The following is a 26,324-nucleotide window of genomic DNA, read 5'->3' as shown; positions in this document are numbered from 1 at the left end:
CCGCCCGCTTCTGCTTTGCGCGCCGCCGACGCGACGCCCGTCAGCAGGCAGTTGCCCGGGCGGCGCGCGGTGACCACCCGGCGCGGGTGGTCCGGTGTCGCCGAAAGACGTGAGGCAACGGCGCGCCGACTCTTGACGCGGCCCGTGCGCCCAGGCACCCTGACATCAGCAAGACCTTCCACGCTTGCAACGGCCCTCGCTCGGGTAAGGGCAGCGGCGACACGAGCCGCCGTCCGGCCCGGCGGAGCCCAGCGGGGAGCGCGCGTTCTGAGCCGCCCGACGGCACCGGTCAGGTGCGTCCGGCGTGTTCCGCAGCGCCCTGCCGGGGTGGGCTGGACAGCGGTTAGCCATGCGGCTACACTGCTAGTTTGCGCTGTCTTCTGACTTGACCCCTGCCCAGAATCTCCGATCCTGGATGTTCAGAGTGGGGTCCATTGGAGTGCACGCGTTACAGCCGTTTGCAGCACCGGTCCTCGGAAGGACGCATCTTGGCAGCTTCCCGCCCTGCGAAGACCAGTCGTACGTCGAGCGCTTTCGCTCCCCGCCGAGTTTCATTCGGCAGGATCACCGAACACCTCGAGGTCCCCAACCTCCTCGCCATCCAGACCGAGTCGTTTGACTGGCTGGTCGGCAACGAGGCTTGGCAGGGCCGGTCGGCTGACGACCCGCACGCACGCTCGGGTCTCGCGGAGATCCTCGACGAGATCAGTCCCATTGAGGACTTCTCCGGCACCATGTCGCTCTCCTTCTCCTCGCCGCGCTTCGACGAGGTCAAGGCCTCGATCGAAGAGTGCAAGGAGAAGGACCTCACCTACTGCGCTCCGCTGTTCGTCACGGCGGAGTTCACCAACAACACCACTGGCGAGATCAAGAGCCAGACGGTGTTCATGGGTGACTTCCCGATGATGACGCCCAAGGGCACGTTCATCATCAACGGCACCGAGCGTGTCGTGGTGAGCCAGCTCGTCCGGTCCCCGGGCGTCTACTTCGACAAGCAGCCGGACAAGACCTCCGACCGCGACCTCTCCAGTGTCAAGGTGATCCCGAGTCGGGGCGCCTGGCTGGAGTTCGACATCGACAAGCGCGACACCGTGGGTGTCCGCATCGACCGCAAGCGCCGCCAGGCCGTCACGGTCCTGCTCAAGGCGATCGGTTGGAGCGCCGAGCAGATCCGCGAGCGGTTCGGCTGGTCCGAGCTGATGATGACCACCCTCGACAAGGACCACATCGCGGGCCAGGACGAGGCGCTGCTCGACATCTACCGCAAGCTGCGGCCGGGTGAGCCGCCGACGCGGGAGAACGCGCAGACCCTGCTCGACAACCTCTTCTTCAACCCGAAGCGGTACGACGTCGCCAAGGTCGGTCGGTACAAGTTCAACAAGAAGCTCGAAGTGGACGTGCCGATCACCACCGGCACGCTCACCGAGGACGACATCGTCGCGACCGTCGAGTACCTCTGCCGGCTGCACGCCGGTGAGGAGGGCTACGAGGCCGACGACATCGACCACTTCGGTAACCGTCGCCTGCGTACCGTCGGCGAGCTGATCCAGAACCAGGTTCGGGTCGGCCTGTCCCGGATGGAGCGGGTCGTCCGCGAGCGGATGACCACGCAGGACGTCGAGGCGATCACGCCGCAGACCCTGATCAACATCCGCCCGGTGGTGGCGGCGATCAAGGAGTTCTTCGGTACGTCGCAGCTGTCGCAGTTCATGGACCAGACCAACCCGCTGGCGGGTCTGACCCACCGGCGTCGGCTGAGCGCGCTCGGCCCGGGTGGTCTGTCGCGTGAGCGGGCGGGCTTCGAGGTCCGTGACGTGCACCCGTCCCACTACGGCCGGATGTGCCCGATCGAGACGCCGGAAGGCCCGAACATCGGTCTGATCGGGGCGCTCTCCACGTTCGCCCGGGTCAACCCGTTCGGCTTCGTCGAGACGCCGTACCGCAAGGTCGTCGAGGGTCGGGTCACCGACCAGATCGACTACCTGACCGCGGACGAGGAGGACCGGTTCGTCAAGGCGCAGGCCAACGCGCCGCTCAAGAGCGACGGTTCGTTCGCCGAGGACCGCGTCCTGGTCCGCCGGAAGGGCGGTGAGGTCGACTTCGTCGCCCCGACGGCGGTCGACTACATGGACGTCTCGCCGCGGCAGATGGTCTCCGTCGCGACCGCGATGATCCCGTTCCTCGAGCACGACGACGCCAACCGCGCGCTCATGGGCGCGAACATGCAGCGCCAGGCGGTGCCGCTGGTCAAGGCCGAGTCGCCGCTGGTCGGCACCGGCATGGAGTACCGTGCCGCGGTCGACGCCGGTGACGTGGTCGTCGCCGAGGTCGGCGGCGTGGTCGAGGACCTGTGCGCCGACTACGTGACGGTGCACCAGGACGACGGCCACCGTCGTACCTACCTGCTGCACAAGTTCCGCCGCTCCAACGCCGGCTCCTGCGTCAACCAGAAGCCGGTCGTCTTCGAGGGCGACCGCGTCGAGGCCGGACAGGTCATCGCCGACGGTCCGTGCACCGACGAGGGCGAGATGGCGCTCGGGCGCAACCTGCTCGTGGCGTTCATGACCTGGGAGGGGCACAACTACGAGGACGCGATCATCCTGTCGCAGCGCCTCGTGCAGCAGGACGTGCTCACCTCGATCCACATCGAGGAGCACGAGGTCGACGCCCGCGACACGAAGCTGGGCCCGGAGGAGATCACCCGCGACATCCCGAACGTCAGCGAGGAGATGCTCGCCGACCTCGACGAGCGCGGCATCATCCGCATCGGCGCCGAGGTCGTGCCCGGTGACATCCTGGTCGGCAAGGTGACCCCCAAGGGGGAGACCGAGCTGACGCCGGAGGAGCGGCTGCTCCGCGCGATCTTCGGTGAGAAGGCGCGCGAGGTGCGGGACACCTCGCTGAAGGTGCCGCACGGCGAGACCGGCACGGTGATCGGCGTGCGCACGTTCTCGCGCGAGGACGGCGACGAGCTGCCGCCGGGCGTCAACGAGCTGGTCCGGGTCTACGTCGCCCAGAAGCGGAAGATCCAGGACGGTGACAAGCTCGCCGGCCGGCACGGCAACAAGGGCGTCATCTCCAAGATCCTGCCCGTCGAGGACATGCCGTTCCTCGAGGACGGCACGCCGGTCGACATCGTGCTCAACCCGCTGGGTGTGCCGAGCCGTATGAACATCGGCCAGGTGCTCGAGACCCACCTCGGCTGGGTCGCCAAGACCGGTTGGAAGGTCGACGGCGACGACGCCGAGTGGAAGACGGCGCTGCGGTCGATCGGGGCGGACGAGTCGGAGCCCGACACCAACGTGGCGACGCCGGTCTTCGACGGCGCCAAGGAGGAGGAGATCTCCGGCCTGCTCAGCAGCACGCTGCCCAACCGGGACGGCAAGCAGCTGATCGGCGCGAGCGGTAAGGCGCAGCTGTTCGACGGTCGTTCCGGTGAGCCGCTGCCGGACCCGATCGCGGTCGGCTACATCTACATCCTCAAGCTGAACCACCTGGTCGACGACAAGATCCACGCTCGGTCGACCGGCCCGTACTCGATGATCACGCAGCAGCCGCTGGGTGGTAAGGCGCAGTTCGGTGGCCAGCGGTTCGGCGAGATGGAGTGTTGGGCGATGCAGGCCTACGGCGCGGCCTACGCGCTGCAGGAGCTGCTCACGATCAAGTCCGACGACGTTCTCGGCCGGGTGAAGGTGTACGAGGCCATCGTCAAGGGCGAGAACATTCCCGAGCCGGGCATCCCGGAGTCGTTCAAGGTGCTGCTCAAGGAGCTGCAGTCACTCTGCCTCAACGTCGAGGTGCTGTCGAGCGACGGCGTGGCCCTGGAGATGCGCGAGACCGACGACGAGGTGTTCCGGGCCGCGGAGGAACTCGGCATCGACCTGTCCCGGCGTGAGCCGAGCAGCGTCGAAGAGGTTTAGGGGTGCGTGAGGTCGGGGGCGGCATGCCCCGCTCCGGGCGGTCAGGTTTGATCCCTCCGCGGGTCATGCCGCCCCCGACCTCCGCCTGAGTGGCAATCAACGGACAACGACACGAGGGACACATAACGTGCTCGACGTCAACTTCTTCGACGAGCTGCGCATTGGCCTGGCCACCGCCGACGACATCCGTCAGTGGTCGCACGGCGAGGTCAAGAAGCCTGAGACGATCAACTACCGCACGCTCAAGCCGGAAAAGGACGGGCTCTTCTGCGAGAAGATCTTCGGTCCGCAGCGGGACTGGGAGTGCTACTGCGGTAAGTACAAGCGCGTCCGCTTCAAGGGCATCATCTGTGAGCGCTGCGGCGTCGAGGTGACCCGCTCCAAGGTGCGGCGCGAGCGTATGGGCCACATCGAGCTGGCCGCCCCGGTCACCCACATCTGGTACTTCAAGGGCGTTCCCAGCCGGCTGGGCTACCTGCTCGACCTGGCGCCGAAGGACCTCGAGAAGATCATCTACTTCGCCTCGTACGTGGTCACGAGCGTGGACGCCGAGGCGCGTCACCGCGACCTGTCCACGATCGAGAACGAGATCCTCGCGGAGAAGCGGCAGGCGGAGAACAGCCGCGACTCGGAGATCGAGAAGCGGGCCGCCAAGCTCGAGGCCGACCTGGCCGAGCTCGAGGCCGAGGGCGCCAAGGCCGACGTCCGCCGCAAGGTCAAAGAGGGCGGCGAGCGCGAGATGCGGCAGATCCGCGACCGCGCGCAGCGGGAGATCGACCGCCTCGACGAGGTGCTCGACACCTTCCGCAAGCTGGAGCCGAAGCAGCTGGTCACCGACGAGCTGCTCTACCGCGAGCTGCGGGACCGGTTCGGTGAGTACTTCACCGGCGGCATGGGCGCCGAGGCGATCAAGGCGCTGCTGCACAACATGGACCTCGACGCCGAGGCCGACAACCTGCGCGAGATCATCCGGAGCGGCAAGGGTCAGCGGAAGATCCGGGCGCTGAAGCGGCTCAAGGTCGTCGCGGCGTTCCTCAACACCCGCAACTCGCCGCTCGGCATGGTGCTCGACTGCGTTCCGGTGATCCCGCCGGACCTGCGGCCGATGGTGCAGCTCGACGGTGGCCGCTTCGCGACCTCCGACCTCAACGACCTGTACCGCCGTGTGATCAACCGGAACAACCGGCTCAAGCGGCTGATCGACCTCGGCGCGCCCGAGATCATCGTCAACAACGAGAAGCGGATGCTTCAGGAGGCCGTTGACGCGCTGTTCGACAACGGTCGTCGTGGGCGTCCGGTGACTGGTCCGGGTAACCGGCCGCTGAAGTCGCTCTCCGACATGCTCAAGGGCAAGCAGGGCCGGTTCCGGCAGAACCTGCTCGGTAAGCGCGTCGACTACTCCGGCCGTTCGGTCATCGTCGTCGGCCCGCAGCTGAAGCTGCACCAGTGCGGTCTGCCGAAGCAGATGGCGTTGGAGCTCTTCAAGCCGTTCGTGATGAAGCGGCTGGTCGACCTCAACCACGCGCAGAACATCAAGTCCGCCAAGCGGATGGTCGAGCGGCAGCGGCCGGTCGTGTGGGACGTGCTGGAAGAGGTCATCGGCGAGCACCCGGTGCTGCTCAACCGGGCGCCGACCCTGCACCGTCTGGGTATCCAGGCCTTCGAGCCGCAGCTGGTCGAGGGCAAGGCCATCCAGATCCACCCGCTCGTCTGCACCGCGTTCAACGCGGACTTCGACGGTGACCAGATGGCGGTGCACGTGCCGCTGTCGGCCGAGGCGCAGGCCGAGGCGCGGATCCTGATGCTGTCGTCGAACAACATCCTCAAGCCGGCCGACGGCAAGCCGGTCACCATGCCCACCCAGGACATGGTCATCGGGCTGTACCACCTGACCCACCTCACGCCCGGCGGCATCGGCGAGGGTCGGGCGTTCAGCTCCGACGCCGAGGCGCGGATGGCGTTCGACAACGGCGATCTGCACCTGCAGACGCCGGTCAAGATCCGCCTGCAGGGCGTGATCGGGGTCGACAACGGGTCCGGCGCGCCGGAGTGGGAGGCGCCCGAGGGGTGGACCCCGGGCGAGCCGCTCACCGTGGAGACCACGCTGGGCCGGGTGCTGTTCAACGAGACGCTGCCGCAGGGCTACCGCTTCGTGAACTACGAGATCCGCAAGAGCCAGCTGTCGGCGATCGTCAACGACCTTGCCGAGCGGTTCCCGAAGGTGGCGCTGGCCGCGACGCTCGACGGGCTCAAGGAGGCCGGTTTCCACTGGGCCACCTGGTCCGGCGTGACGATCGGCATGGAGGACGTCATCGCGCCCCCGCGCAAGCGGGAGATCCTGGAGCGGTACGAGAAGGAAGCCGACCGGATCGACAAGCAGTACCAGCGGGGTCTGATGACCGCCGAGGAGCGCCGCGGCGAACTCATCGAGATCTGGACCAAGGCGACCAACGAGGTCGCCAAGGAGATGGAGACCGCGCTTCCGCAGGAGAACCCGCTGTGGAAGATGATCAACTCGGGTGCCCGCGGTAACCTCCTCCAGCTCCGTCAGATCGCCGCGATCCGTGGTCTGGTGGCCAACCCGAAGGGTGAGATCATCCCGCGGCCGATCAAGGCCAGCTACCGGGAGGGTCTCTCCGTGCTGGAGTACTTCATCTCCACGCACGGTGCCCGGAAGGGTCTCGCGGACACCGCGCTGCGGACCGCCGACTCGGGTTACCTGACCCGTCGTCTGGTGGACGTCTCGCAGGACGTGATCATCCGCGAGGAGGACTGCGGCACCGACCGGGCCATCCCGATGCAGGTCGGCGAGGTTCGCGAAGGCCAGCTCGTCGTGCACGAGCACGCGGAGACCGGTGTGCACGCCCGTACCCTGGCCGACGACATCAAGGGGCCGGACGGCACCGTGGTCGCCGAGCGGGGTGCGGACCTCAACACCGTGCTGGTCGACAGGATCGTGGAGGCCGGCGTCGACACGGTGCGGGTGCGCAGCGTTCTCACCTGCGAGTCGAAGCTGGGCGTCTGTGCGGCCTGCTACGGCCGTTCGCTGCCGACCGGCCTGACGGTGGACGTCGGCGAGGCGGTCGGCATCATCGCCGCCCAGTCGATCGGTGAGCCCGGTACGCAGCTGACGATGCGGACGTTCCACACCGGTGGTGTCGCCGGTGAGGACATCACCCAGGGTCTGCCGCGTGTGCAGGAGATCTTCGAGGCGCGGGTGCCGAAGGGCAAGGCGCCGATCGCTGAGACCCCGGGCCGGATCCGGATCGAGGACGGCGAGCGGTCGCGGAAGATCATCATCGTGCCGGACGACGGCAGCGACGAGATCGTCCACGACAAGATCTCGAAGCGCGTGCGCCTGCGCGCGCAGGACGGGGACCACGTCGAGGTCGGCGAGAAGCTCACCGAGGGCACCATCGACCCGCACGAGCTGCTCCGCATCCTCGGCCCGCGGGCGGTCCAGGTCCACCTGACCCAGGAGGTCCAGGAGGTCTACCGCTCGCAGGGTGTGCTCATCCACGACAAGCACATCGAGATCATCATCCGCCAGATGCTGAAGCGGGTGACGGTCATCGACTCCGGTGCGACCGAGTTCCTGCCGGGCGTGCTCGTCGACCGGGCGGTCTTCGAGTCGGAGAACCGCCGACTCGTGGCCGAGGGCGGCGAGCCCGCGGCGGGTCGTCCGGTGCTGATGGGTATCACCAAGGCCTCGCTGGCGACCGACTCCTGGCTCTCGGCGGCCTCCTTCCAGGAGACCACCCGGGTGCTGACCGACGCGGCGATCAACTCGCGCAGCGACTCGCTCGTCGGCCTCAAGGAGAACGTCATCATCGGAAAGCTCATCCCGGCCGGTACGGGCATCAGCAAGTACCGCAACGTCCGGGTCGAGCCGACCGAGGAGGCCAAGGCCAAGGTCTACTCGATGACCGGTTACCCGGAGACCGACTACGGGTTCGGGCCGGCCAGCGGGCAGGCCGTGCCGCTGGACGACTTCGACTTCGGGTCGTACCGCTAACCAGCTCCATCCAGGGCGCCCGTCGTCTCGCTCGCGCGAGGCGGCGGGCGCCCTGGCCTTTTGTACGCTGGGGGAGTGCCGATGACGTCGCTGCCCGTGTCCGTTCCGAGCGCCGCGCGTCACCCGCTCGATCCGGACCCGGTCCGCTCCACCAAGGCCCGCACCGTGTTCCTGCTCGGGCTCGTCGCGGCGGTGACCGGGCCGTTCCTCGGCGGCGTCGTGCCGGCGACGGTGGCGTTGACGCTGGCCCGGCAGGCGCGCCGGGAGGCGTACGCCTCGGGGGGTTATCTGACCGGCGCGGCCTGGCTGGCGCGCGGTGAGCGACTCGCCTGGGCCGGTCTGGTCCTGGCCGCCACCACCCTGGTCGTCGTCGCCGTGATCGGGCTGTTCGCCCTCGCGACGACCCCGGTCGGGCAGGACTTCGCCCCGACCGTCGACTAGCGCCGCGAAGCGCCCTGGACGTCACCGGTAGCCTGGTTCCTGGCTCGCCGGCACGCGGGTTGCCGTTGAGGTGGAGGGGGAGTCCGTGACGGATGAGGCGCGGCAGCAGCCGGCCGAGGACGAGCCCGTGCGGGAGGCGCCGGCCGGGGCGGCGTCCGACCTCCCGCCGCCGCCCGGCCGGGGCGATCGCGCTGATGACGCCCCGCGGCCGGCCGCGAGCGACCCGAGCCCCCTCGATCACGAGCCGCCGGCGGTCCCGCCGTCCAGTCCGGCGGCGGTCGCCGAGCCGGCGCCCGCGTTCGCCCCGGCGCCGCCGGCTCCGTCCGCGCCGATCCCCGCGACCTCGTACCCGGCCGCCGGGTTCCGGCCCGCGACCCCGGCCCCCTTCCGCACGCCGGGCGCCGGCGCTCCCGGTGCGCCGGTTCCGCCGCCGCCGCGGGACGCGGTCCGGCCGCCGCGCCGGGTGGAGGCCGTCCCCGGCACGCCGTTCGGGCTGGTGCACCTCGACGTCCCGCCGGTCGCCTCGGGGCCGGCGGTCGGGTCGCTCGTCGCCGGGATCGCCTCCATCCTGGTCTCGGTGCTGGTCACCTGCTTCGGGCTGGCCGGTGCCGACGCCGGCTGGGGCGCCTGGGCGGCGGGCGCGTTCGCGCTGCTCAGCGGGCTGGCGGGAATCGCGGCGCTCGCGCTGGCGTTGTTCGGGATGCGACAGATCCGTCGGATCGCTCCGCCACCGGCCATCCGATTCACCGGCCGTGGGCTGGCGATCGCGGGCCTGATCTGCGGCGGGATCGGCCTGACCGTCACCGCCGCGTCGTTCGGGCTCGCGCTGTTCCTGCAAGCCGTCTGACGGGTTCGGCGGGCCGGCGTCCCCCGCGACGGGTTTGTTCCCGGACGTCGCGGTGAAGTCGGCCACGGGGGACCGGACGAGCCGTTCCGGGTGGGTGTGGGTACACTTTCTTACTGGAGTTGCTCTCCATGGGTGGGATGGCGATACGGAAGCGCGGATGAGGCGGGAGCCTCGTCCGGATCTCGTTTTGACCTGCACGCTCACGGTGGGTACTCTTTCCCCTCGTGCCCGGGCCTGCCCGGGCAATGCGTGCGTGCGCCCGATCCGCCCGCAAGGGCGATCGAGCAGTGCCACGACAGAGACGAACACTCCGGTGTGCGTGCGAACGCGTGCCGGGGGCCGCGGGACGGGCGACACGCCCGACCGCGGGTGCCGGGACCTCGACCGAGGGCCCTGGCCGGAGTGTAGGAGAGCAGCCCGCGAGGGCGGCTACGGCAGACGGCGCGGCCGCGAAAGACGGCCGAAGGGAGCGGAGAAACCCGGTGCCCACGATCCAGCAGCTGGTCCGCAAGGGCCGGCAGGCGAAGACGACCAAGACCAAGACCCCGGCGCTGAAGGGGAGTCCTCAGCGGCGAGGCGTGTGCACCCGCGTGTACACCACCACCCCGAAGAAGCCGAACTCGGCGCTGCGCAAGGTTGCTCGCGTCAAGCTCAGCAGCCAGATCGAGGTGACCGCCTACATCCCCGGCGTCGGTCACAACCTGCAGGAGCACTCCATCGTGCTCGTGCGTGGCGGCCGTGTGAAGGACCTGCCCGGCGTGCGCTACAAGATCGTCCGTGGTTCGCTGGACACCCAGGGTGTCCGCAACCGCAAGCAGGCCCGCAGCCGCTACGGCGCGAAGAAGGAGAAGAGCTGACATGCCGCGTAAGGGCCCCGCTCCGCGCCGCCCGTTGGTCGCGGACCCGGTTTACAACTCCCCGCTGGTCACCCAGCTGGTGAACAAGATCCTGCTGCGCGGCAAGCGGCAGCTCGCCGAGACGATCGTGTACGCCGCGCTCGAGGCCTGCCGGGAGAAGTCCGGCACGGACCCGGTCGTGACGCTCAAGCGCGCGATGGACAACGTGAAGCCGACCCTCGAGGTCCGCAGCCGCCGCGTCGGTGGCGCGACCTACCAGGTGCCGGTCGAGGTCCGTCCGTCCCGGGCGACCACCCTCGGGCTGCGCTGGCTGGTGCAGTACTCGCGCGCCCGCCGCGAGAAGACCATGGTCGAGCGTCTGACGAACGAGCTGCTCGACGCGAGCAACGGCCTCGGCGCCGCCGTCAAGCGGCGCGAGGACACGCACAAGATGGCCGAGTCGAACAAGGCCTTCGCGCACTACCGCTGGTAATGACGGTTCCCGGGCGGTCGCGGGGCGCGAGCCCCGCGACCGCACCGGAGCGGTCGTGAAGCGGAACCGCCGCTGGCGACAGCGGACTCCGACGAGACGAAGTAGGGATTGAAGTGGCCGCCGCAGACGCGCTCGCCAAGGTACGCAACATCGGCATCATGGCGCACATCGATGCCGGTAAGACCACGACCACTGAGCGGATCCTGTTCTACACCGGTATCACGTACAAGATCGGTGAGGTCCACGAGGGCGCCGCCGTCATGGACTGGATGGAGCAGGAGCAGGAGCGGGGTATCACGATCACCTCCGCCGCCACGAAGTGCGAGTGGAAGGGTCACACGATCCAGATCATCGACACGCCCGGCCACGTCGACTTCACGGTCGAGGTCGAGCGGTCGCTGCGGGTGCTCGACGGCGCGGTCGCGGTGTACGACGGCGTTGCCGGCGTCGAGCCGCAGACCGAGAACGTGTGGCGTCAGGCGGACAAGTACAACGTCCCCCGGATGTGCTTCGTCAACAAGCTCGACCGGACCGGCGCCGACTTCTTCCGCTGCGTACAGATGATGATCGACCGGCTCAACGCCACCCCGCTGGTGCTGCAGATCCCGATCGGGGCGGAGGCCGACTTCATCGGCGTCGTCGACCTGATCGAGATGCGTGCGCTGACCTGGCGCGGCGAGACCCAGAAGGGTGAGGACTACGCGGTCGAGGAGATCCCGGCCGACCTCGCCGACTCCGCCGCCGAGTGGCGCGAGAAGCTCATGGAGACGCTCGCCGACGTCGACGACGCGGTGATGGAGAAGTACCTCGAGGGCGAGGAGATCTCCGCCGACGAGATCCGGGCCGCGATCCGGCGTGCCACCATCGCCGGCAAGGCCAACCCGGTCCTGACCGGCACCGCGTTCAAGAACAAGGGCATCCAGCCCATGCTCGACGCGGTGGTCGCCTACCTGCCGTCGCCGCTGGACATCCCGGCGATCGAGGGCACCGCGACCGACGGCGAGACGCCGATGCAGCGCAAGCCGTCGAACGCCGAGCCGTTCTCCGGTCTGGCCTTCAAGATCCAGACCGACAAGCACCTCGGCAAGCTGACGTACGTCCGCGTCTACTCCGGCACGCTGGAGTCCGGGTCCCAGGTGATCAACTCCACCAAGGACCGCAAGGAGCGGATCGGCAAGATCTACCAGATGCACGCGAACAAGCGTGAGGAGCGGTCGAGCGCGCAGGCGGGTGACATCATCGCGGTGCAGGGCCTGAAGCAGACCACCACCGGCGACACCCTCTGCGACCCGGCCAACCCGGTCATCCTGGAGTCGATGACGTTCCCGGAGCCGGTCATCCAGGTGGCGATCGAGCCGAAGACCAAGTCGGACCAGGAGAAGCTGGGCACCGCGATCCAGCGTCTCGCCGAGGAGGACCCGACCTTCCGCGTCTTCAACGACGAGGAGACCGGGCAGACGGTCATCGCCGGCATGGGCGAGCTGCACCTCGACATCCTGGTCGACCGGATGCGGCGCGAGTTCAACGTCGAGGCGAACATCGGCCGCCCGCAGGTCGCCTACCGCGAGACGATCCGCCGCGCGGTCGAGAAGGTCGAGTACACGCACAAGAAGCAGACCGGTGGTTCCGGCCAGTACGCGCGCGTGATCATCAGCCTGGAGCCGCTGCCGCTGGGCAACGACGCGCCGACCTACGAGTTCGCCAACGCGGTGACCGGTGGTCGCATCCCCCGGGAGTTCATCCCCTCGGTGGACGCGGGCGCGCAGGACGCCATGCAGTACGGCATCCTCGCCGGCTACCCGCTGGTGGGCGTCAAGCTGACGCTGGTGGACGGCCAGTACCACGAGGTCGACTCGTCGGAAATGGCGTTCAAGATTGCTGGCTCGATGGCGCTCAAGGACGCCGCCCGTCGGGCGGACCCCGCGCTGCTCGAGCCGATGATGTCCGTCGAGGTCACCACCCCTGAGGAAAACATGGGTGACGTCATCGGCGACCTCAACTCCCGCCGTGGCATCATCCAGGCGATGGAGGAGCGCGGCGGTGCCCGCGTCGTCCGCGCCCTGGTGCCGCTGTCGGAGATGTTCGGCTACGTCGGCGACCTGCGGTCGAAGACCCAGGGCCGGGCGAGCTACAGCATGCAGTTCGACTCCTACGCCGAGGTTCCGGCCAACGTGGCGAAGGAGATCATCGCGAAGGCGACCGGGGAGTGATCCCCGGCTCGCCTTCGGGCGAGCTGCGCCGACCGGGCCTGAAGGCTTGACCGCCGTAGGACCCAAGTGTTTCCGGCCGCAACACGCGGGCCGGAAGGCTGTCGACAGAGTCCTGAGCGCCGAACGGCGCGCCGGGCGTACGAACCAAGAAGTCCACAGGAGGACACCAGTGGCGAAGGCGAAGTTCGAGCGGACTAAGCCGCACGTCAACATCGGCACCATTGGTCACATCGACCACGGTAAGACGACGCTGACGGCGGCCATCACCAAGGTCCTGCACGACCAGTTCCCGGACCTGAACCCGTACACGCCGTTCGACGAGATCGACAAGGCGCCGGAGGAGAAGGCCCGCGGCATCACGATCTCGATCGCGCACGTCGAGTACCAGACCGAGGCGCGGCACTACGCGCACGTCGACTGCCCCGGTCACGCCGACTACATCAAGAACATGATCACCGGTGCGGCGCAGATGGACGGCGCCATCCTGGTGGTCGCGGCGACCGACGGCCCGATGCCGCAGACCCGCGAGCACGTGCTGCTGGCCCGCCAGGTCGGCGTTCCCTACATCGTCGTGGCGCTCAACAAGAGCGACATGGTCGATGACGAGGAGCTGCTGGAGCTCGTCGAGCTCGAGGTCCGCGAGCTGCTCTCGTCGCAGGAGTACCCGGGCGACGACCTGCCGGTCGTGCGCGTCTCGGCGCTCAAGGCGCTCGAGGGCGACCCGGAGTGGACCGGCCGGCTCATGGAGCTGATGAACGCGGTCGACACCGCGATCCCGCAGCCGGAGCGCGAGACCGACAAGCCGTTCCTGATGCCGATCGAGGACGTCTTCACGATCACCGGTCGTGGCACCGTCGTCACCGGTCGCGCCGAGCGTGGCGTCCTCAAGCCGAACGAGGAGGTCGAGATCGTCGGTATCCGCGAGAAGTCGATCAAGACCACCTGCACCGGCATCGAGATGTTCCGGAAGCTGCTCGACGAGGCCCGCGCGGGTGAGAACGTCGGTCTGCTGCTCCGCGGCATCAAGCGTGAGGACGTCGAGCGGGGCATGGTTGTCGTCAAGCCCGGCACGACCACGCCGCACACGGAGTTCGAGGCGACCGTCTACATCCTCTCCAAGGAGGAGGGTGGCCGGCACACCCCGTTCTTCCAGAACTACCGTCCGCAGTTCTACTTCCGGACCACGGACGTCACCGGCGTCGTCACGCTGCCTGAGGGCACCGAGATGGTCATGCCGGGCGACAACACCACGATGACCGTCAAGCTCATCCAGCCCATCGCGATGGAGGAGAACCTCAAGTTCGCGATCCGCGAGGGTGGCCGTACGGTTGGCGCGGGGTTCGTCACCAAGATCATTAAGTGATCAGGGTAACCCGATTGGCGTTGCTGCACGGTAGTGCGGCATACTAGTCAGGTTGCGTCCGCGCAGGGTGGCTGACTGTGCTTCAGTCAGCCACCCTCGCTCGGCGTCCGGCCAGTGGTAACACGGCCGGCGCCCGACCCCCGACGGGTCAGCTGTTGTGCACGGGCCGGATCGCCTCGGATTCCTGGGGCGGAGCCTGGTCAGGGAGCGCGACACGCCCGACCGCGGGGGTCGGCCACCGGGGCTCAGCCGGCACGGCGGGGCCAGGTGGAAGGACTGCGAAGGCAGGGCCGAGCGAAAGCGAGGCATTACGCCTTCGGGGGCGGAGCCCCCGTATGAAGCGGCATCGAGAGAAGGAACAGAAGCCATCATGGCGGGACAGAAGATCCGCATCCGGCTCAAGGCCTACGACCACGAGGTCGTCGACTCCTCGGCGCGGAAGATCGTCGAGACGGTGACGCGCACCGGGGCGCAGGTTGCAGGCCCGGTGCCGCTGCCCACGGAGATCAACCGTTTCTGCGTGATCCGTTCGCCGCACAAGTACAAGGACTCGCGCGAGCACTTCGAGATGCGCACGCACAAGCGTCTGATCGACATCATCGACCCGACCCCCAAGACGGTCGACTCGCTCATGCGCCTCGACCTGCCGGCTGGCGTCGACATCGAGATCAAGCTGTAGGGACCGGACTAATGGACAGGCAAGTGAAGGGCATCCTGGGCGCCAAGCTCGGCATGACCCAGGTCTGGGACAACAACCGCGTTGTGCCCGTGACCGTGGTGCAGGCCGGCCCGTGCGTCGTTACGCAGGTACGCACCCCCGACAAGGACGGCTACTCCGCGGTCCAGCTGGCTTTCGGCGCCATCGACCCGCGCAAGGTCAACAAGCCGAAGTCCGGCCACTTCGCGAAGTCCGGCGCGGCCCCGCGGCGGCACATCGTCGAGATCCGGACCTCGGACGCGAGCGAGTACGAGCTCGGCCAGGAGGTCACCGTCGAGGCGTTCGCCGAGGGCGCGCCGATCGACGTGACCGGCAAGACCAAGGGCAAGGGCTTCGCCGGCGTCATGAAGCGGCACGGCTTCCACGGTCTGCGCGCGAGCCACGGTGTCGAGCGCAAGCACCGCTCGCCCGGCTCCATCGGCGGCTGCGCGACCCCCGGTCGCGTCTTCAAGGGCGTGCGGATGGCCGGTCGCATGGGTGGCGTGCGGTTCACCGTGCAGAACGTGACCGTGCAGGCGGTCGACGCGGAGAACAACCTCCTGCTCGTCAAGGGCGCCATCCCCGGCCCCAAGGGCGCGCTGGTGCTGGTTCGCTCCGCTGCTAAGAAGGGCGGTGCGACGAAGTGACGACCGTTGACGTGCTGAACGTCGAGGGCGCGAAGAGCGGCTCGGTCGAGCTGCCCGGCGAGGTCTTCGACACGCAGGCGAACATCGCGCTGATGCACCAGGTCGTGGTTGCGCAGCTCGCCGCCGCGCGGCAGGGCACGCACAAGACCAAGACCCGCGGCGAGGTCGCCGGTGGCGGCAAGAAGCCGTACAAGCAGAAGGGCACCGGCCGGGCCCGTCAGGGCTCGATCCGGGCGCCGCAGTTCGCCGGCGGTGGCGTGGTGCACGGCCCGGTGCCGCGTGACTACAGCCAGCGGACCCCGAAGAAGATGAAGGCCGCCGCCCTGCGCGGCGCCCTCTCGGACCGGGCCCGTGGCGGTCGTCTGCACGTCGTCGAGGGCTTCGTCGCCGGCGACAAGCCGTCGACCAAGGCCGCGCTGGCGACGCTGCGCAAGGTCACCCAGGCCACCCGGGTGCTGGTCGTGCTGAGCAGCGAGGACGAGATCAACTGGCTCGCGCTGCGTAACGAGGCGAGCGTGCACCTGATCGAGGCCGGCCAGCTGAACACGTACGACGTGCTGGTCGCCGACGCCGTGGTCTTCACCACCGAGGCCCTGAACGAGTTCCTCCGGGTTCCGGCGGAGACGGCCGGTGCAGCCGGAAGTGAGGAAGCCAAGTGACCACGATTGCTGACCCGCGCGACATCATCGTGGCGCCGGTCGTCTCGGAGAAGAGCTACGGGGAGCTGAACCGGAACTGGTACACGTTCCTGGTGCACCCGGACGCCAACAAGACCGAGATCAAGATCGCTATCCAGCAGATCTTCAACGTCCGCGTCCTGACGGTTAACACCCTCAACCGCGAGGGCAAGCGCAAGCGGACCCGCACCGGGTTCGGGCAGCGCAAGGCCACCAAGCGCGCGATGGTGAAGCTGGCTGACGGAGACCGGATCGAGGCCTTCGGCGGCCCGGTCAGCTGAGGGGTATAGACAATGGCTATCCGTAAGTACAAGCCGACGACGCCGGGCCGCCGTGGCTCCAGTGTCGCCGACTTCGCCGAGATCACCCGGTCGACGCCGGAGAAGTCGCTGCTGGTCCCGCTGCCGAAGAAGGGCGGGCGCAACGCGCACGGCCGGATCACGACGCGGCACCACGGCGGTGGGCACAAGCGCCAGTACCGTCTGATCGACTTCAAGCGGGTCGACAAGGACGGCGTGCCGGCGAAGGTCGCGCACATCGAGTACGACCCGAACCGCACCGCGCGGATCGCGCTGCTGCACTACGTCGACGGCGAGAAGCGCTACATCGTCGCGCCGAAGGACCTGAAGCAGGGCGACACGGTCGAGTCCGGCCCGGGCGCCGACATCAAGCCCGGCAACAACCTGCCGCTGCGCAACATCCCGGTCGGTACCACGATCCACAATGTGGAGCTGCGTCCGGGCGGTGGCGCGAAGCTGGCCCGCTCGGCGGGCGTCGGCATTCAGCTGCTGGGTCGCGAGGGCGCGTACGCCACGCTGCGGATGCCCTCGGGCGAGATCCGGCGCGTCGACGTGCGGTGCCGGGCGACCGTCGGCGAGATCGGCAACGCCGACCAGTCGAACATCAACTGGGGTAAGGCCGGCCGGATGCGGTGGAAGGGCAAGCGCCCGACCGTCCGTGGTGTGGCCATGAACCCGGTCGACCACCCGCACGGTGGTGGTGAGGGTAAGACCTCTGGTGGCCGGCACCCGGTCAACCCGTGGGGTAAGCCGGAGGGTCGTACCCGCCGGAAGGGCCAGCCGAGCGACCGGCTGATCGTCCGCCGCCGCTACGCGACGCGTAAGCGCGGCTGAGGGAGATAAGAGATGCCTCGCAGCCTGAAGAAGGGCCCGTTCATCGACGACCACCTGCTCAAGAAGGTGGAAGTCCAGAACGAGAAGGGCTCGAAGAACGTCATCAAGACCTGGTCGCGGCGCTCGACGATCATCCCGGAGATGCTCGGGCACACGATCGCCGTGCACGACGGTCGCAAGCACGTCCCGGTGTTCGTCACCGAGGCGATGGTCGGGCACAAGCTCGGCGAGTTCGCGCTGACCCGCACGTTCAAGGGTCACGAGAAGGACGACCGGAAGAGCCGCCGCCGCTAAGGCGAGCCACGGATAGAGGATCAAGGGGTTACAGCGATGCCAGTTAAGGGCGACGCTCCGGTGCTTCCGGGCGCGCGGGCGGTTGCGCGACACGTGCGCATCTCGCCGACCAAGGCGCGCCGGGTGGTCAACCTCGTCCGCGGTCTGCCCGCGAAGGAGGCGCTCACGGTGCTCCAGTTCGCGCCGCAGGCCGCGAGCGAGCAGGTTTACAAGGTGCTCGCCAGCGCGATCGCCAACGCGGAGAACAACGAGCGGCTGGACCCCGATGCGCTGCTCGTCAGCGAGGCGTACGTCGACGAGGGCCCGACGCTGAAGCGGTTCCAGCCGCGGGCGCAGGGCCGTGCCTACCGGATCCGCAAGCGCACCTGCCACATCACGATCGCGGTTGAGGCGGTTGCGCCGAGCGCGCCGGCGAAGAAGGCCAGCAAGAAGGCCGCGCCGGCGAAGAAGGCCGCGCCGGCCGAGGCCGCCGTACAGCAGAGCAGCACGGAGGGTGCCGAGTAATGGGTCAGAAGGTTCACCCGCACGGGTTCCGGCTCGGCATCTCGACCGACTGGAAGTCGCGCTGGTTCGCGGACAAGCTCTACAAGGACTACATCGGCGAGGACGTCAAGATCCGCCGGATGATGTCCAAGGGCCTGGAGCGCGCCGGCATTTCCAAGGTCGATATCGAGCGCACCCGTGACCGGGTCCGGGTCGACATCCACACCGCCCGTCCGGGCATCGTCATCGGCCGCAAGGGCGCCGAGGCGGACCGGATCCGCGGCGAGCTGGAGAAGCTCACCGGCAAGCAGGTGCAGCTCAACATTCTCGAGGTGAAGAACCCCGAGTCGGACGCCCAGCTCGTCGCGCAGGGCGTCGCCGAGCAGCTGTCCAGCCGGGTCAGCTTCCGTCGGGCGATGCGCAAGTCGATGCAGTCGGCGATGAAGAACTCGATCGTCAAGGGCATCCGGGTGCAGGTCTCCGGCCGTCTCGGCGGCGCGGAGATGAGCCGCACGGAGTTCTACCGTGAGGGTCGCGTTCCGCTGCACACGCTGCGGGCCAACATCGAGTACGGCTTCTTCGAGGCCCGTACCACCTTCGGCCGCATCGGCGTGAAGGTCTGGATCTACAAGGGCGACGCCGTGCCCGGTCGGGAAGCTCCGGCCGAGGCGGGCCCGGCGCGTCCGCGCCGTGACCGTGGCGACCGTCCCGAGCGGCCGCGTCGCGGTCGGTCCGGTTCCGCCGGCACCACCGCGGGTGGCACCGAGGCCGGTCGTGCGGCTGCCGCCGAGGTGGCGGCCACGGCCGACGCAAGTAACAGCAGCGCCGCGCCGGCTTCGGCCGCGCCGGCCGAGCAGCAGGAGGGCTGAGCACCATGCTGATGCCGCGTAAGCCCCCGAAGGGCTTCCGCAAGCCGCACCACCCGGACCGCAGTGGCGCGTCCAAGGGTGGCAACCGGGTGGTGTTCGGCGAGTTCGGTATCCAGGCGCTTGAGCCGGCCTACGTCACGAACCGCCAGATCGAGTCGGCGCGTATCGCGATGACCCGCCACATCAAGCGTGGTGGCAAGGTCTGGATCACGGTCTTCCCGGACCAGGCGCTGACCAAGAAGCCGGCCGAGACCCGGATGGGTTCCGGTAAGGGCTCGCCGGAGTGGTGGGTTGCCAATGTCAAGCCGGGGCGGGTTCTCTTCGAGATGTCCTTCCCCAACGAGCAGATTGCGCGGGAAGCGATGCGCCGCGCGATCCACAAGCTCCCGATGAAGTGCCGCATCGTGACGCGCGAAGTGGGTGAATCCTGATGGCAGCGGGCGTTAAGGCCGCCGAGCTGCGTGAGCTCTCCGAGGAGGAGCTGGTCACGAAGCTGCGGGAGGCCAAGGCGGAGCTGTTCAACCTCCGCGTGCAGGCCGCGACCGGGCAGCTGGACAACAACCGCCGGCTGCAGGTCATCCGTCGGGAGATCGCCCGGATCTACACGATCATGCGTGAGCGCGAGCTGGGGCTCTCGGCCGCGCCGACTGAGGTGGCTGCATCATGAGTGAGACGAACGCCGCTCCGCGGGCCCGGCGCAAGACGCGCGAGGGCCTCGTGGTCAGCGACAAGATGGAGAAGACGGTCGTCGTCGAGGTCGAGGACCGGGTCAAGCACCCGCTGTACGGCAAGGTCATGCGCCGTACCAGCAAGCTGAAGGCGCACGACGAGCAGAACGCGTGCGGCATCGGCGACCGGGTGCTGCTGATGGAGACCCGTCCGCTCTCCGCCACCAAGCGGTGGCGGGTCGTGGAGATCCTCGAAAGGGCTAAGTAGCCGCGTTCCGCCAAGCTCCACCGCGGTGGAGAACTGGCAGACATAGGAGATAGACGTGATCCAGCAGGAGTCGCGACTGCGCGTCGCCGACAACACGGGTGCCCGGGAAATCCTGTGCATCCGCGTGCTCGGCGGCTCCGGTCGGCGCTACGCAGGCATCGGCGACGTGATCGTGGCGACCGTGAAGGACGCCATCCCGGGTGCCGGTGTGAAGAAGGGCGACGTGGTCAAGGCCGTCGTCGTCCGTACCGCGAAGGAGAAGCGGCGCCCGGACGGGTCGTACATCCGCTTCGACGAGAACGCCGCCGTCATCATCAAGGAGGGCGGGGACCCGCGGGGTACCCGCATCTTCGGCCCGGTTGGGCGTGAGCTGCGGGACAAGCGGTTCATGAAGATCATCTCGCTGGCCCCGGAGGTGCTGTAGCCCGTGAAGGTGAAGAAGGGCGACACGGTCGTCGTCATCGCCGGCAAGGACAAGGGTGCCAAGGGCAAGGTCATCGCGGCCTACCCGCGGCAGGACAAGGTCCTGGTCGAGGGCGTGAACCGGGTCAAGAAGCACGAACGCATCCGCACCACCCAGCGCGGCGCGAAGACCGGTGGCATCGTCACCCAGGAAGCTCCGATCCACATCTCGAACGTGATGGTCGTGGACTCCGAGGGCAACCCGACGCGGGTCGGGTACCGGTTCGACGAGAACGGCCGCAAGGTTCGCATCGCGCGTAGCACCGGTAAGGACCTCTGATGACCACGGCTACCGAAACCAAGATTCAGCCGCGCCTCAAGCAGCGGTACCGCAACGAGATCGTGGCGAAGCTGCGCGAGCAGTACCAGTACGCCAACGCGATGCAGGTGCCGGGCCTGGTCAAGATCGTCGTCAACATGGGTGTCGGCGAGGCCGCTCGCGACGCGAAGCTGATCGACGGCGCGGTCCGGGACCTGGCCACCATCACCGGTCAGAAGCCGCAGGTGCGGCGGGCGACCAAGTCCATCGCGCAGTTCAAGCTCCGCGAGGGCATGCCGATCGGCGCGAAGGTCACCCTTCGTGGCGACCGGATGTGGGAGTTCCTGGACCGGCTGCTGTCGATCGCGCTGCCGCGTATCCGTGACTTCCGCGGTCTGGACGGGCGCAAGCTCGACGGTCACGGCAACTACACGTTCGGCCTGACCGAGCAGTCGGTGTTCCACGAGATCGACCAGGACCGGATCGATCGCACGCGGGGCATGGACATCACGGTGGTCACGACCGCCAAGACCGACGACGAGGGCCGGGCGCTGCTGAAGCTCCTGGGCTTCCCGTTCAAGGAGAACTGAGATGGCCAAGAAGGCGCTGATCCTGAAGGCGGCCGCGAAGCCGAAGTTCTCGGTGCGCGCGTACACCCGTTGCCAGCGCTGCGGGCGTCCGAAGGCGGTCTACCGCAAGTTCGGCCTCTGCCGCGTGTGCATCCGGGAGATGGCCCACCGCGGTGAGCTGCCCGGCGTGTCCAAGGCTTCCTGGTAACACTCTCTTCGCCGTAGGCCCCGGGCGACCTGGGAACCCCGGCGAGAAAGGCTGACAAACCCATGACGATGACCGACCCGATCGCAGACATGCTCACGCGTCTGCGTAACGCCAACCAGGCGTACCACGACCAGGTGACGATGCCCTACTCGAAGATCAAGGCGAACATCGCCGAGGTCCTCAAGGCCGAGGGTTACATCGCCACCTGGTCGGTCGAGGAGCCCGCTGAGGGCGCCGTCGGCAAGCGACTGGTCGTCGAGCTGAAGTACGGCCAGAACCGCGAGCGGAGCCTGGCCGGCATCAAGCGCGTGTCCAAGCCCGGTCTCCGGGTTTACGCCAAGTCGGACGAGCTCCCGCGCGTGCTCGGTGGGCTGGGCGTGGCGATCATTTCGACGTCCCAGGGGCTGCTCACCGACCGGCAGGCCCGCAAGCGGAGCGTTGGCGGGGAAGTCCTCGCCTTCGTCTGGTAACGGGAGACTGGTAGAAATGTCGCGTATTGGACGTAAGTCGATCCCGGTTCCGGCCGGTGTCGATGTCACGATCGACGGCCAGACCGTCAAGGTGAAGGGCCCGAAGGGCGAGCTGCAGCACGTCCTCTCCGAGCCGATCAAGGTGGAGCGCGCCGAGACCGGCGAGCTGCAGGTGTCGCGCCCGAACGACGAGCGCAAGGCGAAGGAGCTGCACGGGCTGTCCCGTACCCTTCTCGCCAACATGATCGTCGGCGTGACCGAGGGCTACCGCAAGAGCCTGGAGATCGCCGGCACGGGTTACCGGGTCACCGCCAAGGGCAGCGACCTGGAGTTCGCGCTCGGGTTCTCGCACCCGGTTCTCGTGCAGGCCCCGGCCGGCATCACCTTCACGGTCGAGAAGCCGACCCTGTTCCACGTGTCGGGTATCGACAAGCAGCAGGTCGGCGAGGTGGCCGCCAACATCCGGAAGATCCGCCCGCCGGAGCCCTACAAGGGCAAGGGTGTTCGTTACCAGGGCGAGGTCATCCGCCGTAAGGCTGGAAAGGCAGGTAAGAAGTGACCGCCACGCTGCTCAAGCGCCGTCGCGGCGTCGCCGCCAAGCGCGCCATCGGGCGGGCGCGTCGGCACTTCCGCGTTCGCAAGAACGTCAACGGGACGCCGGAGCGTCCCCGCCTGGTCGTCACCCGCTCGCTGCGGCACATCACGGCGCAGGTCGTCGACGACACCAAGGGTCACACCCTGGCGTCGGCGTCGACGCTGGACGCTTCGATCCGCAACGGCGAGGGCGACAAGAGCGCCCTGGCACGCCAGGTCGGCGCGCTCCTCGCCGAGCGGGCGAAGGCCGCTGGCGTTTCCAAGGTCGTCTTCGACCGCGGTGGCAACCGGTACGCGGGGCGGATCGCCGCGCTGGCCGACGCCGCGCGCGAAGCCGGGCTCGAGTTCTAACCCCGTCACGAAAAGGAAGGAAGGCTGCTGATGCCAGGTCAACAGCGCCGTGGCGGCGGGTCCGGTGGCAGCGAAGGTGGTCGCCGCGACAACCGCCGTGAGGGCGGCCGCGGTAACGCGCCCGTCGAGAAGACCCCGCACCTCGAGCGGGTCGTCGCTATCAACCGTGTCGCCAAGGTCGTGAAGGGTGGTCGTCGCTTCAGCTTCACCGCCCTGGTGATCGTGGGCGACGGCGACGGCACCGTCGGCGTGGGCTACGGCAAGGCCAAGGAGGTGCCCGCGGCGATCGCCAAGGGTGTCGAGGAGGCCAAGAAGCACTTCTTCAAGGTGCCCCGGATCGCCTCGTCGATTCCGCACCCGGTGCAGGGCGAGGACGCCGCCGGCGTCGTCCTGCTCAAGCCGGCCAGCGCCGGTACGGGTGTCATCGCGGGTGGTCCGGTGCGTGCCGTGCTGGAGTGCGCCGGTATCCACGATGTGCTCTCGAAGAGCCTCGGCTCCTCGAACCCGATCAACATCGTGCACGCCACCGTGGCCGCGCTGAAGGGCCTCGAGTCGCCGGAGGCGGTCGCGGCTCGCCGTGGCCTGCCGGTCGAGGATGTCGCGCCGGCCGCCATGTTGGCGACCCGCGCGGGTACGGGGGCATGACGATGGCGCGTCTCAAGGTCACCCAGGTCCGGTCCGAGATCGGGGCCAAGCACAACCAGCGCGAGTCGCTGCGGTCGCTCGGGCTCAAGCGGATCAATGACGTGGTGGTCAAGGAGGACCGTCCCGAGATTCGGGGCATGATCTTCGCCGTGAACCACCTCGTGAAGGTCGAGGAGGTCGAGTAATGACGATCAAGGTCCACCACCTCCGTCCGGCTCCGGGCGCCAAGACCGCGAAGACCCGTGTGGGTCGCGGTGAGGGCTCCAAGGGCAAGACCGCCGGTCGGGGCACCAAGGGTTCCAAGGCCCGGAAGAACATCTCGGCGGCGTTCGAGGGTGGGCAGATGCCCCTCCACATGCGCCTGCCGAAGATGAAGGGCTTCAAGAACAAGTTCAAGGTCGTGTTCCAGGTCGTGAACCTGGACCGGCTCGCCGAGCTCTTCCCCAACGGCGGCCAGATCGGCCCGCTGGAGCTGGCCGAGGCCGGCGCGGTCCGCAAGGGCCAGCCGGTCAAGGTGCTCGGCACCGGCGACCTCGGTGGGGTGACGCTCCAGGTGTCGGCGCACGCGTTCAGCGCGTCGGCCAAGGAGAAGATCACCGCTGCCGGCGGCTCCGTCACCGAGCTCTAAGTAGCACTCCGACCGTGGCGCTCGCTCAGTTCACTGCAACTGGCGGGCGCCACGGTCTACAAAGGGACCTTTCCGCCCATTAATATCGGGCACGGTTAATGTGCCAGGGCGCACCTGCCCAGACACCCGCCGGACTGTTAGAGTCCGATCCCAGCATGGACATCGGGCGTTCCCCCGACACCCACCCCGACCCGCCGTGAATCGCGGCGGCCGCCTCGCGCAGGAGGAAGAAGTTGCTCTCCGCCTTTCTCAGTGCGTTTCGCACGCCTGACCTGCGCAAGAAGCTGCTGTTCACCGTAGGCATCGTCGCCATCTACCGGCTCGGCGCTACGCTGCCCAGCCCGGGCGTCTCCTACGGCAACGTGCAGAAGTGCATCGACGTCATGCAGGGCGAGCAGAGCGGCGTCTTCACGCTGCTGAACCTCTTCTCCGGCGGCGCGCTGTTGCAGCTTTCGGTCTTCGCGCTGGGCATCATGCCCTACATCACCGCCTCGATCATCCTGCAGCTGCTCACCGTGGTGATCCCACGGCTGGAGCAGCTCCGCAAGGAGGGCCAGGCCGGTCAGGCGAAGATCACGCAGTACACGCGGTACCTGACCCTGGGTCTGGGGATCCTGCAGGCCTCCGCCTTCGTGGCGCTGGCCCGCTCCGGGCAGCTGTTCAACAACATGTGTGACCAGTTCCCGATCATTCCGCAGACCGACCTGCCCACCTGGCTCACGCTGGTCACGCTCGTGATCACGATGACCGCGGGTACGGGCATGGTGATGTGGCTCGGCGAGCTCATCACCGACCGGGGCGTCGGCAACGGCATGTCGGTGCTGATCTTCACCTCGATCGCGGCGCGGCTGCCCAGCGAGGGCTGGTCCATCAAGACCAGCAAGGGCTGGGGGATGTTCTTCCTGGTGCTCGCCCTGGTGCTGGTGGTCATCACCGCGGTGGTCTTCATCGAGCAGGCGCAGCGCCGGATCCCCGTGCAGTACGCCAAGCGCATGATCGGCCGCAAGATGTACGGCGGCACGTCGACGTACATCCCGCTGAAGGTCAACCAGGCGGGTGTCATCCCGGTCATCTTCGCCTCGTCGCTGCTCTACCTGCCGCAGCTCGCCCTCCAGTTCTTCGACCAGAACAACCCGGGCGACGTGCAGGCATGGGTGCAGAACAACCTCGCGACGCCGAGCAGCCCGACGTACATCGCGGTGTACTTCCTGCTGATCATCTTCTTCACGTACTTCTACGTCTCGATCACGTTCAACCCGACCGAGGTCGCGGACAACATGAAGAAGTACGGCGGTTTCGTGCCCGGTATCCGGCCGGGTAAGCCGACCGCCGAGTATCTCGACTTCATTCTCAGCCGGATCACCCTCCCCGGCGCGCTGTACCTCGGTATCGTCTCGATCCTGCCGAACTTCTTCTTCATCTGGCTCGACAACCAGCAGTACCAGAACTTCCCGTTCGGTGGCACCGCGGTGCTGATCATGGTCGGCGTCGGCCTCGAGACGGTGAAGCAGATCGAGAGCCAACTGATGCAGCGGAACTACGAAGGGTTCCTCCGGTAGATGAGGCTCGTACTGGTAGGCCCCCCAGGAGCGGGGAAGGGGACACAGGCGGAGTTCATCGCCGCCCACCTGGCCGTGCCGAAGATCTCGACCGGGGACATCTTCCGCGCCAACGTCTCCCAGGGCACGCCCCTGGGGGTCGAGGCGAAGCGGTTCATGGACGCCGGCAAGCTCGTGCCGGACGAGGTCACGATCAACATGGTCCGGGACCGGCTCGCCGAGCCGGACGCGGCTGACGGGTTCCTGCTCGACGGCTTCCCGCGTACGACGCCGCAGGCGGCCGCGCTGGACAAGCTGCTGGCCGACCTCGGCACCGCGCTCGACCTCGTGCTGGAACTGGTCGTCGACGACGACGAGGTGATCCGGCGCCTCTCCGGCCGCCGCACCTGCCGCGGCTGCGGGAAGATCTGGCACGTCGAGTTCGACGCGCCGGCGCGTGAGGGGATCTGTGACCGGTGCGGCGCAGAGCTGTTCCAGCGCGACGACGACAAGGCCGAGACGATCGCCAAGCGACTGGTGGAGTACGCGGAGAAGACCGCGCCGCTGGTCGACTACTACGGCGCGCAGGGCAAGCTCGTCGGGATCGACGCCACCGGGCCGGTGGAGGACGTGACCGTCCGGGCTATCGACGCACTGCGGTCGTACGGCGGATAGGCTCGGCTGCGGGCGCGAACGCGCCTCGCGTCAGGGGTCGACAGGGCGAACGCGTGAACGGTCG

At 68.1% G+C, this 26,324-nt stretch carries 31 protein-coding genes; all 31 read left to right on the top strand.

Features of this window, described 5'->3' with window-relative positions; all coding sequences use genetic code 11:
* The first annotated feature begins 488 nt into the window (after nt 1-488).
* The 31 genes from rpoB (at nt 489) to BLW47_RS11545 (ending at nt 26,260) form a co-directional block, all read left to right on the top strand.
* Nucleotides 489-3,920 carry a DNA-directed RNA polymerase subunit beta gene (rpoB, locus tag BLW47_RS11695; RefSeq protein WP_091555445.1) on the top strand — a complete coding sequence of 1,144 codons (3,432 nt, stop codon included), beginning with the start codon at nt 489-491 and terminating at the stop codon, nt 3,918-3,920.
* Between the two features lie 127 nt (nt 3,921-4,047).
* On the top strand, nt 4,048-7,935 hold the full coding sequence (locus tag BLW47_RS11690; RefSeq protein WP_091555443.1) for a DNA-directed RNA polymerase subunit beta': 3,888 nt from the start codon (nt 4,048-4,050) through the stop codon (nt 7,933-7,935).
* An 81-nt stretch (nt 7,936-8,016) separates the two neighbouring features.
* Entirely contained in the window at nt 8,017-8,376 is a 360-nt protein-coding gene (locus BLW47_RS11685) for a hypothetical protein (protein ID WP_091555441.1), read from the top strand.
* A gap of 463 nt (nt 8,377-8,839) precedes the next feature.
* Entirely contained in the window at nt 8,840-9,223 is a 384-nt protein-coding gene (locus BLW47_RS11680; protein WP_091555815.1) for a hypothetical protein, read from the top strand.
* A gap of 482 nt (nt 9,224-9,705) precedes the next feature.
* Complete coding sequence (gene rpsL, locus BLW47_RS11675) at nt 9,706-10,080, top strand: 30S ribosomal protein S12 (protein WP_007465318.1); 375 nt, start codon at nt 9,706-9,708, stop codon at nt 10,078-10,080.
* A gap of 1 nt (nt 10,081) precedes the next feature.
* A complete protein-coding gene (gene rpsG, locus BLW47_RS11670) occupies nt 10,082-10,552 on the top strand; it encodes a 30S ribosomal protein S7 (protein WP_091555439.1) in 471 nt (156 codons plus the stop codon).
* Nucleotides 10,553-10,665: 113 nt separating this feature from the next.
* Complete coding sequence (gene fusA, locus BLW47_RS11665; protein ID WP_091555437.1) at nt 10,666-12,762, top strand: elongation factor G; 2,097 nt, start codon at nt 10,666-10,668, stop codon at nt 12,760-12,762.
* Nucleotides 12,763-12,931: 169 nt separating this feature from the next.
* Nucleotides 12,932-14,125 carry an elongation factor Tu gene (gene tuf, locus BLW47_RS11660; protein ID WP_091555435.1) on the top strand — a complete coding sequence of 398 codons (1,194 nt, stop codon included), beginning with the start codon at nt 12,932-12,934 and terminating at the stop codon, nt 14,123-14,125.
* 370 nt (nt 14,126-14,495) lie between these two features.
* Nucleotides 14,496-14,804, top strand: coding sequence for a 30S ribosomal protein S10 (gene rpsJ / locus BLW47_RS11655; RefSeq protein WP_007073037.1), 309 nt, complete (start codon nt 14,496-14,498; stop codon nt 14,802-14,804).
* Nucleotides 14,805-14,815: 11 nt separating this feature from the next.
* The gene (gene rplC / locus BLW47_RS11650) at nt 14,816-15,469 is read left to right on the top strand and encodes a 50S ribosomal protein L3 (RefSeq protein ID WP_091555433.1); all 654 of its coding nucleotides are present in this window, start codon (nt 14,816-14,818) and stop codon (nt 15,467-15,469) included.
* On the top strand, nt 15,466-16,128 hold the full coding sequence (rplD, locus tag BLW47_RS11645) for a 50S ribosomal protein L4 (RefSeq protein WP_091555431.1): 663 nt from the start codon (nt 15,466-15,468) through the stop codon (nt 16,126-16,128). Before rplC ends, rplD begins: the two co-directional genes overlap by 4 nt.
* Nucleotides 16,125-16,427 carry a 50S ribosomal protein L23 gene (gene rplW / locus BLW47_RS11640; protein ID WP_091555429.1) on the top strand — a complete coding sequence of 101 codons (303 nt, stop codon included), beginning with the start codon at nt 16,125-16,127 and terminating at the stop codon, nt 16,425-16,427. Before rplD ends, rplW begins: the two co-directional genes overlap by 4 nt.
* Before the next feature lie 12 nt (nt 16,428-16,439).
* The gene (rplB, locus tag BLW47_RS11635; protein ID WP_091555427.1) at nt 16,440-17,279 is read left to right on the top strand and encodes a 50S ribosomal protein L2; all 840 of its coding nucleotides are present in this window, start codon (nt 16,440-16,442) and stop codon (nt 17,277-17,279) included.
* 12 nt (nt 17,280-17,291) lie between these two features.
* Entirely contained in the window at nt 17,292-17,573 is a 282-nt protein-coding gene (rpsS, locus tag BLW47_RS11630; RefSeq protein WP_020520478.1) for a 30S ribosomal protein S19, read from the top strand.
* Nucleotides 17,574-17,609: 36 nt separating this feature from the next.
* Nucleotides 17,610-18,077 (top strand): 50S ribosomal protein L22, encoded by a 468-nt coding sequence (rplV, locus tag BLW47_RS11625; RefSeq protein ID WP_091555425.1) that lies wholly within the window; start codon nt 17,610-17,612, stop codon nt 18,075-18,077.
* Nucleotides 18,077-18,925 carry a 30S ribosomal protein S3 gene (rpsC, locus tag BLW47_RS11620; RefSeq protein WP_091555423.1) on the top strand — a complete coding sequence of 283 codons (849 nt, stop codon included), beginning with the start codon at nt 18,077-18,079 and terminating at the stop codon, nt 18,923-18,925. The genes rplV and rpsC overlap by 1 nt, the downstream gene beginning before the upstream one ends.
* Nucleotides 18,926-18,930: 5 nt before the next feature.
* A complete protein-coding gene (gene rplP / locus BLW47_RS11615) occupies nt 18,931-19,356 on the top strand; it encodes a 50S ribosomal protein L16 (protein WP_088976120.1) in 426 nt (141 codons plus the stop codon).
* Entirely contained in the window at nt 19,356-19,592 is a 237-nt protein-coding gene (gene rpmC / locus BLW47_RS11610; RefSeq protein WP_091555421.1) for a 50S ribosomal protein L29, read from the top strand. The genes rplP and rpmC overlap by 1 nt, the downstream gene beginning before the upstream one ends.
* A complete protein-coding gene (gene rpsQ, locus BLW47_RS11605; protein ID WP_091555418.1) occupies nt 19,589-19,861 on the top strand; it encodes a 30S ribosomal protein S17 in 273 nt (90 codons plus the stop codon). Before rpmC ends, rpsQ begins: the two co-directional genes overlap by 4 nt.
* A gap of 55 nt (nt 19,862-19,916) precedes the next feature.
* Nucleotides 19,917-20,285 (top strand): 50S ribosomal protein L14, encoded by a 369-nt coding sequence (gene rplN, locus BLW47_RS11600; RefSeq protein ID WP_091555416.1) that lies wholly within the window; start codon nt 19,917-19,919, stop codon nt 20,283-20,285.
* Between the two features lie 3 nt (nt 20,286-20,288).
* The gene (gene rplX / locus BLW47_RS11595) at nt 20,289-20,603 is read left to right on the top strand and encodes a 50S ribosomal protein L24 (RefSeq protein WP_091555414.1); all 315 of its coding nucleotides are present in this window, start codon (nt 20,289-20,291) and stop codon (nt 20,601-20,603) included.
* Entirely contained in the window at nt 20,603-21,172 is a 570-nt protein-coding gene (rplE, locus tag BLW47_RS11590) for a 50S ribosomal protein L5 (protein ID WP_091555412.1), read from the top strand. Before rplX ends, rplE begins: the two co-directional genes overlap by 1 nt.
* Nucleotide 21,173: 1 nt before the next feature.
* Complete coding sequence (locus tag BLW47_RS11585) at nt 21,174-21,359, top strand: type Z 30S ribosomal protein S14 (RefSeq protein ID WP_007073023.1); 186 nt, start codon at nt 21,174-21,176, stop codon at nt 21,357-21,359.
* 62 nt (nt 21,360-21,421) lie between these two features.
* The gene (rpsH, locus tag BLW47_RS11580; protein ID WP_091555410.1) at nt 21,422-21,829 is read left to right on the top strand and encodes a 30S ribosomal protein S8; all 408 of its coding nucleotides are present in this window, start codon (nt 21,422-21,424) and stop codon (nt 21,827-21,829) included.
* Between the two features lie 16 nt (nt 21,830-21,845).
* Nucleotides 21,846-22,388 carry a 50S ribosomal protein L6 gene (gene rplF / locus BLW47_RS11575; RefSeq protein ID WP_091555408.1) on the top strand — a complete coding sequence of 181 codons (543 nt, stop codon included), beginning with the start codon at nt 21,846-21,848 and terminating at the stop codon, nt 22,386-22,388.
* Nucleotides 22,385-22,774 carry a 50S ribosomal protein L18 gene (gene rplR, locus BLW47_RS11570; RefSeq protein ID WP_091555405.1) on the top strand — a complete coding sequence of 130 codons (390 nt, stop codon included), beginning with the start codon at nt 22,385-22,387 and terminating at the stop codon, nt 22,772-22,774. The genes rplF and rplR overlap by 4 nt, the downstream gene beginning before the upstream one ends.
* A 30-nt stretch (nt 22,775-22,804) precedes the next feature.
* A complete protein-coding gene (gene rpsE / locus BLW47_RS11565; RefSeq protein ID WP_091555403.1) occupies nt 22,805-23,419 on the top strand; it encodes a 30S ribosomal protein S5 in 615 nt (204 codons plus the stop codon).
* A gap of 2 nt (nt 23,420-23,421) precedes the next feature.
* Entirely contained in the window at nt 23,422-23,604 is a 183-nt protein-coding gene (gene rpmD / locus BLW47_RS11560; RefSeq protein WP_091555401.1) for a 50S ribosomal protein L30, read from the top strand.
* Nucleotides 23,604-24,047 (top strand): 50S ribosomal protein L15, encoded by a 444-nt coding sequence (gene rplO, locus BLW47_RS11555; protein ID WP_091555399.1) that lies wholly within the window; start codon nt 23,604-23,606, stop codon nt 24,045-24,047. Before rpmD ends, rplO begins: the two co-directional genes overlap by 1 nt.
* Before the next feature lie 233 nt (nt 24,048-24,280).
* Nucleotides 24,281-25,606, top strand: coding sequence for a preprotein translocase subunit SecY (secY, locus tag BLW47_RS11550; RefSeq protein WP_091555397.1), 1,326 nt, complete (start codon nt 24,281-24,283; stop codon nt 25,604-25,606).
* Nucleotides 25,607-26,260, top strand: coding sequence for an adenylate kinase (locus BLW47_RS11545; RefSeq protein WP_091555395.1), 654 nt, complete (start codon nt 25,607-25,609; stop codon nt 26,258-26,260).
* The last annotated feature ends 64 nt before the right edge of the window (nt 26,261-26,324 follow it).

This window comes from Micromonospora pattaloongensis, from assembly GCF_900107255.1.
Classification (GTDB): Bacteria; Actinomycetota; Actinomycetes; order Mycobacteriales; family Micromonosporaceae; genus Micromonospora_I; species Micromonospora_I pattaloongensis.
The sequence above is the reverse complement of the archived record's forward strand: the minus strand, read 5'-3'. Positions and strand labels throughout refer to the sequence as shown.

Bases quoted from the DNA above. Each gene is read 5' to 3' on its own strand.
- rpmD (WP_091555401.1), top strand. From the start codon at position 23,422: ATGGCGCGTCTCAAGGTCACCCAGGTCCGGTCCGAGATCGGGGCCAAG.
- rpsQ (WP_091555418.1), top strand. From the start codon at position 19,589: ATGAGTGAGACGAACGCCGCTCCGCGGGCCCGGCGCAAGACGCGCGAG.
- rpsC (WP_091555423.1), top strand. From the start codon at position 18,077: ATGGGTCAGAAGGTTCACCCGCACGGGTTCCGGCTCGGCATCTCGACC.
- rplE (WP_091555412.1), top strand. From the start codon at position 20,603: ATGACCACGGCTACCGAAACCAAGATTCAGCCGCGCCTCAAGCAGCGG.
- BLW47_RS11585 (WP_007073023.1), top strand. From the start codon at position 21,174: ATGGCCAAGAAGGCGCTGATCCTGAAGGCGGCCGCGAAGCCGAAGTTC.
- rpsJ (WP_007073037.1), top strand. From the start codon at position 14,496: ATGGCGGGACAGAAGATCCGCATCCGGCTCAAGGCCTACGACCACGAG.
- rpsS (WP_020520478.1), top strand. From the start codon at position 17,292: ATGCCTCGCAGCCTGAAGAAGGGCCCGTTCATCGACGACCACCTGCTC.
- rpsH (WP_091555410.1), top strand. From the start codon at position 21,422: ATGACGATGACCGACCCGATCGCAGACATGCTCACGCGTCTGCGTAAC.
- rplC (WP_091555433.1), top strand. From the start codon at position 14,816: ATGGACAGGCAAGTGAAGGGCATCCTGGGCGCCAAGCTCGGCATGACC.
- rplV (WP_091555425.1), top strand. From the start codon at position 17,610: ATGCCAGTTAAGGGCGACGCTCCGGTGCTTCCGGGCGCGCGGGCGGTT.
- rpsE (WP_091555403.1), top strand. From the start codon at position 22,805: ATGCCAGGTCAACAGCGCCGTGGCGGCGGGTCCGGTGGCAGCGAAGGT.
- rpmC (WP_091555421.1), top strand. From the start codon at position 19,356: ATGGCAGCGGGCGTTAAGGCCGCCGAGCTGCGTGAGCTCTCCGAGGAG.
- rplP (WP_088976120.1), top strand. From the start codon at position 18,931: ATGCTGATGCCGCGTAAGCCCCCGAAGGGCTTCCGCAAGCCGCACCAC.
- BLW47_RS11685 (WP_091555441.1), top strand. From the start codon at position 8,017: ATGACGTCGCTGCCCGTGTCCGTTCCGAGCGCCGCGCGTCACCCGCTC.
- rpsG (WP_091555439.1), top strand. From the start codon at position 10,082: ATGCCGCGTAAGGGCCCCGCTCCGCGCCGCCCGTTGGTCGCGGACCCG.
- rplO (WP_091555399.1), top strand. From the start codon at position 23,604: ATGACGATCAAGGTCCACCACCTCCGTCCGGCTCCGGGCGCCAAGACC.
- rplF (WP_091555408.1), top strand. From the start codon at position 21,846: ATGTCGCGTATTGGACGTAAGTCGATCCCGGTTCCGGCCGGTGTCGAT.
- rplB (WP_091555427.1), top strand. From the start codon at position 16,440: ATGGCTATCCGTAAGTACAAGCCGACGACGCCGGGCCGCCGTGGCTCC.
- BLW47_RS11545 (WP_091555395.1), top strand. From the start codon at position 25,607: ATGAGGCTCGTACTGGTAGGCCCCCCAGGAGCGGGGAAGGGGACACAG.